This window comes from Klebsiella sp. X1-16S-Nf21 (genome assembly GCF_002837615.1).
In the GTDB taxonomy this organism is placed as follows: Bacteria; Pseudomonadota; Gammaproteobacteria; order Enterobacterales; family Enterobacteriaceae; genus Klebsiella; species Klebsiella variicola.
Genome location: NZ_PJDK01000005.1, coordinates 133,864 through 141,867, shown reverse-complemented (window position 1 = coordinate 141,867; position 8,004 = coordinate 133,864). Strand labels below are relative to the sequence as shown.

Here is an 8,004-nt window from a genome sequence, read left to right as displayed (position 1 = left end):
ACGCCGCTGCCGCGCAGCACCAGCGACTTGATGAGCCGGATATCATTGCAGCTGATGGTATTCTCCGGCGCAAAGTCATGGTGGCGATAGAGGAGCGCTACCCGCTCATGGACGATCAGCGGCGCGCCGGGCACGATATGCCGCTCCAGGCTGAGCTCGCCCAATGACAGCGCTTTCGCCCCCGCCAGGGGGTGGTCCGGGCGCATCACAATCCCCACCTCCAGTTCGGCAAAGGCCAGCACGCTGAGTCCGGCCTGCCCCTGCGGATCGAGGATCAGGCCGACGTCCAGGTCCGCCTGACGCACTTTCTGGCTGACGGTGTGGCTGTCGGCCACCTGCAGATCCAGCTCCAGCCACGGCCAGCTGGCGATGATCTCCGCCAGCGCGGCGGCGAAGCCCCCTTCCGCCAGCGCCTGCACCATCCCAACGCTGACGCTTCCGCGCTTCATCCCCTGCAGCTCATCAAATTTCTGTCGGGTCTGACGAAATTCCTTCTGCCAGCGCAGCAGATTGTCATACAGCAGTTCACCGGCGGTGGTCATCCGCAGTCCCTCCGGCAGGCGCTCGAACAGCGGGGTGCCGAAGGCCTCCTCGGCCTGCAGGATCTGGCGGTTAATTGCCGAGGCGGAGATATGCAGCTGCTCGGCGGCCCGGCGCAAGCTGCCGCAGCGGGCCACGGCGATAAAATAGTGGGCGAAACGGGAAAAAGGACTCATGGCACCCCTGTACTCTTTTTTGCAACAGCAGAGTGAATTAATGGTGATGGATGTGAACACCCTAATATGACAACAATAATCTCACAACAATAAAACAATCACCGATGTGAGCAGGAAGAGAAATCATGAAGACAATCACCCCCACGCCCCCCGCCCATTGCACCTTTGATCCAGAGGACTGGCTGCGGCTGGCCCGCTGCTGGCACCCGGTGGCCCGCGCCTGCGATATTACCGGCGCCCCGGTGAAAGCCACCCTGCTGGACGAACAGCTGGTTATCTACCGTATTAAAGGCCAGGTAGTGGTCGCCCGCGACGTCTGCCCGCACCGCGGGGTGCCGCTGACCCTGGGGTTTCATGAAGAGGAAGGTATCGTCTGCCCCTATCATGGCCTGCGCTTTGGCGAGGATGGCCGCTGCAACCGTATCCCCTCCAGTCCGGGGCAACCCATTCCGGCCAAACTGCATCTCACCAGCTTCGCCGTGGAGGAGCGCTACGGGCTGATCTGGACCTGCCTGGCCTGCGATCCGGACAATCCGCCGCCGTTACCGACCATGCCGCACTGGGACGACGCGGGATTTCAGCAAATCAACTGCCCGGCCTTCGAGGTGAAGGGATTTGCCGGCCGCCAGGTCGAAGGCTTTCTCGATGTCGCCCACTTCGCGTGGATCCACACCGACACCTTCGCCGATCCGGACAACCAGCAGGTGCCGGACTACACCCCGCAGGAGACGCCGTTCGGCTTTGTTGCCGACTACTGGAGCTCGGTGGGCAATTACCCGGCCAGCTCCGATTTCCGCGCGCCGGAAGGGTTCCAGTGGCTGCGTCACTTTGAAATGCATCTGCCGTTCACCGCTACGCTGACCATCCATTTTCCCGCCGACGCCAGGCTGGTGATCATGAACGCCGCCTCGCCGGTGTCGTCACGGGTGACGCGGATGTTTGCCCCTATTGCCCGCAATTTCGACCTGCACGTGCCGGTGGAAGACGTACATGCGTTCAACCTGCGGGTGTTCGAAGAGGACCGCCTGATGGTAGAAACCCAGCGTCCGGAGCGGCTGCCGCTGGATCTGACCCTTGAGGCGCATATTCCGGCAGACCGTAGCTCCATCGCCTACCGGCGTGGGCTGAAGAAGATGGGTTTTGGTGATTTCTTTCTGGTATGAGTGGAGGTCATATGCGCGACATATTCCCCGTGGTGGTCGATGGCCTGTGGCGTCAGGGCGCGAAAAATCTGGCCGTTCGTCTGGTGAGCGCCGAGGGGCAACCGCTGCCGGCGTGGACACCCGGCGCCCATATCGATCTCCATCTTCCCTGCGGGCTGATCCGCCAGTACTCCCTGACCGGTAGCCCGGCCGAACGGGATCACTATCTGCTCTGCATCGCCCGCGAGGCGCAGTCCCGCGGTGGCTCAGGCTATGTCCACGACACCCTGCGCCCGGGACAACCGCTGATGATCTCTGCCCCGCGCAACCACTTTCCACTGCACGAGGGCGGCCATGTGGTGCTTCTCGCCGCCGGGATCGGCATTACGCCGCTGCTGGCGATGGCCCACGCCCGGGCGGCGTCCGGCGCCAGCTTTACGCTGCACTATTACGTTAGCCGTGCGCAGGAGGCCGCCTTCGCCACCGAGATCGCCCGCCAGCTAACCGGTGGAATCTGCCAGATCCACTGCTCAGACGAGGGGCAGAGTCCGCGCCAGCGGCTGGCGCAGGATCTGGGGGCTCCGGACGCCGACACCCGGGTCTACTTCTGCGGTCCGCCCGGATTTATGGCCCGGGTTCGCGATACCGCGCGGGGGGCCGGATGGGAGGAGGCGCAATTGCACAGCGAAGCGTTCCAGCCGCCCGCCCCGACGGCAGCGTCGGCGGCGGACGGAACCTTCACCATCACCCTCGCCTCCACCGGGGAACGCTGGCCGGTCCCGGGGAACAAAACCATCGCCCAGGTGCTACAGGAGCATGGCGTCGCGGTGCCGCTCTCCTGCGAGATGGGGATCTGCGGCGCCTGCCTGACGCCGGTGCGGGAGGGAACCGTCGACCACCGGGATACCGTGCAGTCGGAGGCGGAAAAACAGGCCGCAGAGCAGCATATTGCGCTGTGCTGCTCCCGCAGCCTGTCGGCCAATTTAGTTATCGATCTCGCGGGATAAGCGGCCCGTCTCCGGCTGGTCAGCGCTGGCGACCGGTTTCACCCGCACGGCGGCGAAAACAATCACCATCGCGCTCAACAGCAGCAGACCGCTGCCGGTGAAGACGCCGCTGGCGCCGTGCAAATCAAACACCGCCCCGCCGCCGGCGGCCCCGGCGCTGATGGCCAGCTGAATAGAGGCGACCAGCAGACCGCCCGCGCTTTCTGCTTCATCCGGCACGGTGGTGGCAAGCCAGGTGGACCAGGCCACCGGCACCAGACCGAAGGCAAATCCCCACAGGGCGACCAGCAGCCCGTCCAGCATGGTCAGATGGCCAAACGTCACCATCAGCAGCGCCAGAACGCTCATCATCAACGGCACCAGCGCCAGGGTCAGGCGCAGGCTACGGCTCAGCAGATAGCTCGCCACCGAGGTGCCGATAAAGTTAGCGATACCGAAGCCGAGCAATATCAGCGAGACCCCTTCGACACTGGCCTGCGCCACGGTCTCAAGGAACGGCCGCAGGTAGGTAAAGAAGGCGAAATGGCCGCTAAAAATCAGGATTGTCGCCAGCATGCCGCCCAGCATACCGGGACGGCGCAGCACCCTGAACAGCGTGGAGAAGGTCCCGACGCTCTCCGGACGCATGGAGGGCAGCACCCACAGTTGCCAGAGCAGCGCCAGCAGGCTGGGTATCGCACAAAGAATAAATACGTTGCGCCAGCCGATCAGCTCGCCAAGATAGCTGCCGAGCGGCGCGGCTACCACCGTAGCGACAGACACCGCGGAAAAGATGATCGCCAGCGCCTTCGGCACATGGGCCGCCGGCACCAGACGCATCGCCGTGGCAGTGGACATCGCCCAGAAGCCGCCGATGGCGATCCCCAGCAGCAGACGGCCCAGCAGGAGAAACGCCAGCGAATCGGCAAAAGCGACCATCAGGCTGGAGACTATCTGCAGCACGGAAAAGAACATCAGCACCCAGCGGCGATCGATATTGCGGGTGGCGGTGGCGATCAGCAGGCCGGTGACTAACGCCACCAGCGCCGTCGCGGTGACCGCCTGTCCGGCCATCCCTTCACTGACCCCGAGGCTGCTGGCCATCGGCGTTAACAGGCTGGCGGGCAGAAACTCGGCCACGATCAGGCCGAACACCCCGAGGGCCAGGGCATAGACGGCGCGCCAGGCAGGTTTGGCGGGTGACAGGCTCGCGTCAGCAGCTATGCAGGAACTCATATACAACTCTCCAGGTTTATTAACATCCTGGTCATCTTAGGGCCTTACTTTCGGACGATATATGATGCATACTCTTCAGTTATTGATTATTCGTCCGGAATTACCATGAGCCAGCCTGGCATCGACCTGACCAGCGAACTGTTGCGCGGGATGCGCCTCTCCGGCGTTAACTACCGGCGCATCGAAACCGCACGCCCGTTCGGCGTCGGCTTTAGCGCCGTGGCGGGTAAAGCCCAGTTCCATTTCATCAGCCGCGGGCCGGTGCTGCTGCGCATGGCCAGCGGAGAACAGTTCACCCTCGAGAGCGGCGATGCACTGTTGATTCCCAACGGCGACGGGCACGCCCTGCTTTCTGATCCGCAGGCCACGGTGGTCAATGTGGCCCAGCTGCCCAGCGAAACGGTGTGCAGCACGGTAAGCTGTATCAACGCCGGCGGCCGCCCGGACTGCCCGGAGCGCGCCGTCATTTTCAGCGGTTGTATGGATTTTGAGCTCGGCGGCATGCAGCCGCTGGTGAAGGCCATGCCCGAGGTGATGCGGGTCAGCAGCCTGCTAAACACCTGGCCGGAGATCCAGCCGCTGTTGGTAGCGATGGAGCGGGAATCCCTCACCCGCCAGGTAGGCTATGCCGGGATCCTCGCCCGGCTGGCGGACGTGGTGGCCGCGCTGATTGTCCGTGGCTGGGTCGAGTGCGGATGTGGCAACGCCACCGGTTGGGTACAGGTCCTGCGCGATCCCCGGCTGGCAAAAGCGATCTATGCCATGCATCAGCGCCCGGGGGTCAACTGGAAAGTGGAAGATCTGGCGCGGGAGGCGGGGCTTTCACGCTCGCTGTTCGCGGAACGTTTTCTCGCCGCGACAGACACCACCCCCGCCCGCTATCTGACCGAGCTGCGTATGCGGCTGGCGGTGCAGTACATCACCCACGAAGGCCAGTCGCTGGAAACGGTCGCCTTCAGCCTCGGGTATCAATCGCTGGCGGCCTTCAGCCGGGCCTTCAAACGCATCACCGGCCAGCCGCCGGGGGCCCTGCGCGCCACAGCACGCTAGATTCAGCTTTTATGTAAAGCGATACACGCCGTTGCCGACGCGAAAGCGCTGCCCCTTAAGCGCCGGGTTGGCGACGCGAAACACCAGTTCGGTCAGCTGGTTAGCGGGTCCTTCGCGGAAAGTAAACCACTGGCCGCCCACGTCCAGTCCCTGCTCCCCCTGTGGCGGGAAGCCCAGCAGCGCCTGCCAGCGATCGCGTACCGCCTGCGGATTGACCACCTCGAACACCGCCTGCTCAAGCGCAATGTCGCCCAGCGGGTGCGGCACGTCCAGTTCCTGAGCGCGCAGCCGCGCCAGCCGGGTGGTATCGTCTTCTCCCCACTGCAGCACAAATGGATAGACCAGCCCGTCAGTGTCGCCATCGATGGTGAAGATCCGCCAACGGATGATATTGCCCTGCGGATCGTTGCGCTGACCATCGACAATCGGTGATACCGCCAACCCCTTGCGACGCAACTGGTCATGAGTGGCGTCGATGTCGTCGCTGCGCAGCGCCACCCGAAACAGCGCTTCGTTCTCCGGCAGCAACCGCTCGGCATCCCGCGAAAGCAGGAACCTGTCCGTCGCGGCGCGCAGTTCGTCCGGGTCGGAAATGGCGAGAAATTCGATATAGGTCAGGCCAAAATAGCTCAGCGCATTGCGGGTTCCCCACCCCGGATGTCGCCCTCCGGCCACCGCCCGCAGCTGCTGGTCGGCAAAGGTCTGAATGGCCGCTTCCGGCTGATTCACAAACTGTACTGCGTGGTCCCACTGCAAGGTTGCCATGATCTCTCCCGCGATTGTGCCTGTTCAGGCGCCTGCGGCAAAAGATAGTGCTGGGGTGAAGGGAATGGCAAACAAGAATTAAATATATCGAAAGCTGGATAAGTGATTTATATCAACGCGGTATGTTGAGTCTAACCGGTGATGAAACGGCGGGCTAAGAACCGCCCGCCGGAGGGATCAGACCGACCCTTCTTTCTCGATCACCAGAATACGCGCCGCCCCTTGCGGATGGGCGACATGCTCGCATCCCACTTCGGCGTAGAAGATATCGCCGGCGTTCAGCATGATGACCTGCTCCTCGCCGTCGACTTTCACATGCATCGCCACCTGACCATCCATCACGGCAAACACCTCCTGACCATCGTTGATGTGCCAGATATAGGGTTGGTCGGTCCAGTGCAGACGCACGGTGGTCCCGGAAAAATTGGCGATATCCAGCGCGCCCCACGCGCGGTCGGCGGTGAAATCTTTACTGCTCCAGCTCTGCATGATGGTGTCCTGTGGTAAGGGTTATTTTTTCTGCCAGTTTGCCCAGGGATCCGCTTTCTCCACCGGCGCGTCATCATCAAGGGAGGCGAGATACATGGCCTCTACCTCTTTGCGCGCCCACGGCGTCCGGCGGAGAAATTTGAGGCTGGACTTAATGCTGGGATCGCTTTTAAAGCAGTTAATGTTGACCTGGCGGGCCATTTCCGCCCAGCCATAGCGCGCCACCAGGGCATTGAGCAGCGCTTCCAGCGTCACGCCGTGCAGGGGATCTTTCGAGCTGTGCATTACGATACGTCCGTTCCGCATTAAAAAAGTGCGCCTACCTTACTGGCTCTGACCGACGGGCGCAACCGGCTTCATTACGCGCTTTGCGCCTATATCTATTTAACGCAAAAGCACTGAACCCCGCGCGGTCATAAATTAGAAAATAACGTTATTGGTTGCTTATTTGGCCTTGAGGCAAGCTGTGTTCAGCCCCGGACAGAGGAAATCACCATGCGCTGCTGTTGTGCCCGAACCCTGAACCTGAATCAACCCATAACTTATTACCCCGTTTTCGGAGAACACAATGAACGCGACCACCCTGCCGATTCTCGACCTGGCCCGCTACGCGGACCCCGCGGATAAAGCGGCCTTCCTGGCCGACCTGCGTCACGCCGCCCGCGACATCGGCTTCTTCTATTTGATCAACCACGGTGTGGACGACGCGCTTCAGTATGAAGTTCAGCGCCAGTCCCAACGCTTTTTTGCCCTCGATGAAGCGCAAAAACAGCAGGTAGCGATGATCCACTCCCCGCATTTTCGCGGCTATAACCGCGCGGCCTCAGAGCTGACGCGCGGCCAGCCTGACTGGCGAGAGCAGTTTGATATCGGCGCCGAACGCCCGGCGCTGACCCTCAGCGACGATGCCCCGCGCTGGCAGCGCCTGCAGGGTCCGAATCTGTGGCCTGACGCCCTGCCGTCGCTTAAACCGGTGTTACTTCACTGGCAACAGCAGATGACCCAGGTGGGCATCCGCCTGCTGCGCGCTTTTGCCGAAGCCCTGCAGCTCCCGGAGAATGCCTTTGACCGGCTCTACGGCGAGAAACCCAACGAGCATATCAAACTGATCCGCTATCCCGGCCAGCAGGAGACCCAAAGCAGCCAGGGCGTCGGCGCCCATAAAGATTCCGGTTTCCTCAGCTTCCTGCTGCAGGACGAACAGAAAGGACTGCAGGTAGAGGTCGCGCCTGGACAATGGATCGACGCCGTGCCGCTGGCCGGCAGCTTTGTGGTCAATATTGGCGAACTGCTGGAGCTGGCGACCAACGGGTATTTGCGCGCCACCGTCCATCGCGTGGTGTCGCCGCCGGCGCAGCAGCAGCGCCTCTCCATCGCTTTCTTCCTCGGCGCCCAGCTTGACGCGGTGGTGCCGGTTTACACCCTGCCGCCCGAGCTGGCGCGTGAAGCGCGAGGTCCGGACAGCGACCCGCACAATCCGCTGCTACGCGATGTCGGCTGGAATTATCTCAAGGGCCGTCTGCGTTCCCATCCGGACGTGGCGGAACGCTACTATCAGGACGTGTTTCGCGAACGCGCCGAGCAATTGATCGTTTAACCATAACTAAAAAGGAACACACC

At 62.4% G+C, this 8,004-nt stretch carries 9 protein-coding genes; 4 read left to right on the top strand and 5 right to left on the bottom strand.

Annotation, left to right across the window (positions count from 1 at the left end):
* Positions 1 to 716 (bottom strand): LysR family hpxDE operon transcriptional regulator HpxR (gene hpxR, locus CW267_RS04495; protein ID WP_101148613.1); only part of this gene is annotated, 716 nt, incomplete at its 3' end.
* A gap of 125 nt (positions 717 to 841) precedes the next feature.
* Between hpxR and hpxD the strand changes: the two genes are divergently transcribed.
* Positions 842 to 1,879, top strand: a complete 1,038-nt coding sequence (gene hpxD / locus CW267_RS04490) for a molybdenum cofactor-independent xanthine hydroxylase subunit HpxD (RefSeq protein ID WP_004148366.1) — start codon at positions 842 to 844, stop codon at positions 1,877 to 1,879.
* Between the two features lie 11 nt (positions 1,880 to 1,890).
* Positions 1,891 to 2,865: a molybdenum cofactor-independent xanthine hydroxylase subunit HpxE gene (gene hpxE, locus CW267_RS04485; protein WP_032735566.1), complete on the top strand. Its 975-nt coding sequence runs from the start codon at positions 1,891 to 1,893 to the stop codon at positions 2,863 to 2,865.
* Here hpxE and CW267_RS04480 read toward each other — a convergent pair.
* Entirely contained in the window at positions 2,842 to 4,080 is a 1,239-nt protein-coding gene (locus tag CW267_RS04480; RefSeq protein WP_100781028.1) for an MFS transporter, read from the bottom strand. The two genes, hpxE and CW267_RS04480, sit on opposite strands and share 24 nt — an antisense overlap.
* A 105-nt stretch (positions 4,081 to 4,185) precedes the next feature.
* Here CW267_RS04480 and CW267_RS04475 point away from each other — a divergent pair, with 105 nt between their 5' ends.
* Complete coding sequence (locus tag CW267_RS04475; protein WP_032735562.1) at positions 4,186 to 5,130, top strand: AraC family transcriptional regulator; 945 nt, start codon at positions 4,186 to 4,188, stop codon at positions 5,128 to 5,130.
* Positions 5,131 to 5,139: 9 nt separating this feature from the next.
* Here the strand turns inward: CW267_RS04475 and CW267_RS04470 are convergent, their stop codons facing one another.
* The 3 genes from CW267_RS04470 to CW267_RS04460 all read right to left on the bottom strand — a co-directional run bounded on the left by CW267_RS04470 (position 5,140) and on the right by CW267_RS04460 (position 6,669).
* The gene (locus CW267_RS04470; RefSeq protein ID WP_032735560.1) at positions 5,140 to 5,895 is read right to left on the bottom strand and encodes a VOC family protein; all 756 of its coding nucleotides are present in this window, start codon (positions 5,893 to 5,895) and stop codon (positions 5,140 to 5,142) included.
* A gap of 177 nt (positions 5,896 to 6,072) precedes the next feature.
* On the bottom strand, positions 6,073 to 6,384 hold the full coding sequence (locus CW267_RS04465) for a cupin domain-containing protein (protein ID WP_004205936.1): 312 nt from the start codon (positions 6,382 to 6,384) through the stop codon (positions 6,073 to 6,075).
* Positions 6,385 to 6,405: 21 nt separating this feature from the next.
* Positions 6,406 to 6,669 carry a VF530 family DNA-binding protein gene (locus tag CW267_RS04460; RefSeq protein WP_002904643.1) on the bottom strand — a complete coding sequence of 88 codons (264 nt, stop codon included), beginning with the start codon at positions 6,667 to 6,669 and terminating at the stop codon, positions 6,406 to 6,408.
* A 283-nt stretch (positions 6,670 to 6,952) separates the two neighbouring features.
* Between CW267_RS04460 and CW267_RS04455 the strand changes: the two genes are divergently transcribed.
* Complete coding sequence (locus tag CW267_RS04455) at positions 6,953 to 7,981, top strand: isopenicillin N synthase family dioxygenase (RefSeq protein WP_032735557.1); 1,029 nt, start codon at positions 6,953 to 6,955, stop codon at positions 7,979 to 7,981.
* The last annotated feature ends 23 nt before the right edge of the window (positions 7,982 to 8,004 follow it).

Excerpts from the sequence above, each read along its gene's own strand:
- hpxD (WP_004148366.1), top strand. The coding sequence starts at position 842 with ATGAAGACAATCACCCCCACGCCCCCCGCCCATTGCACCTTTGATCCA.
- hpxE (WP_032735566.1), top strand. The coding sequence starts at position 1,891 with ATGCGCGACATATTCCCCGTGGTGGTCGATGGCCTGTGGCGTCAGGGC.
- CW267_RS04480 (WP_100781028.1), bottom strand. The coding sequence starts at position 4,080 with ATGAGTTCCTGCATAGCTGCTGACGCGAGCCTGTCACCCGCCAAACCT.
- CW267_RS04475 (WP_032735562.1), top strand. The coding sequence starts at position 4,186 with ATGAGCCAGCCTGGCATCGACCTGACCAGCGAACTGTTGCGCGGGATG.
- CW267_RS04470 (WP_032735560.1), bottom strand. The coding sequence starts at position 5,895 with ATGGCAACCTTGCAGTGGGACCACGCAGTACAGTTTGTGAATCAGCCG.
- CW267_RS04465 (WP_004205936.1), bottom strand. The coding sequence starts at position 6,384 with ATGCAGAGCTGGAGCAGTAAAGATTTCACCGCCGACCGCGCGTGGGGC.
- CW267_RS04460 (WP_002904643.1), bottom strand. The coding sequence starts at position 6,669 with ATGCACAGCTCGAAAGATCCCCTGCACGGCGTGACGCTGGAAGCGCTG.
- CW267_RS04455 (WP_032735557.1), top strand. The coding sequence starts at position 6,953 with ATGAACGCGACCACCCTGCCGATTCTCGACCTGGCCCGCTACGCGGAC.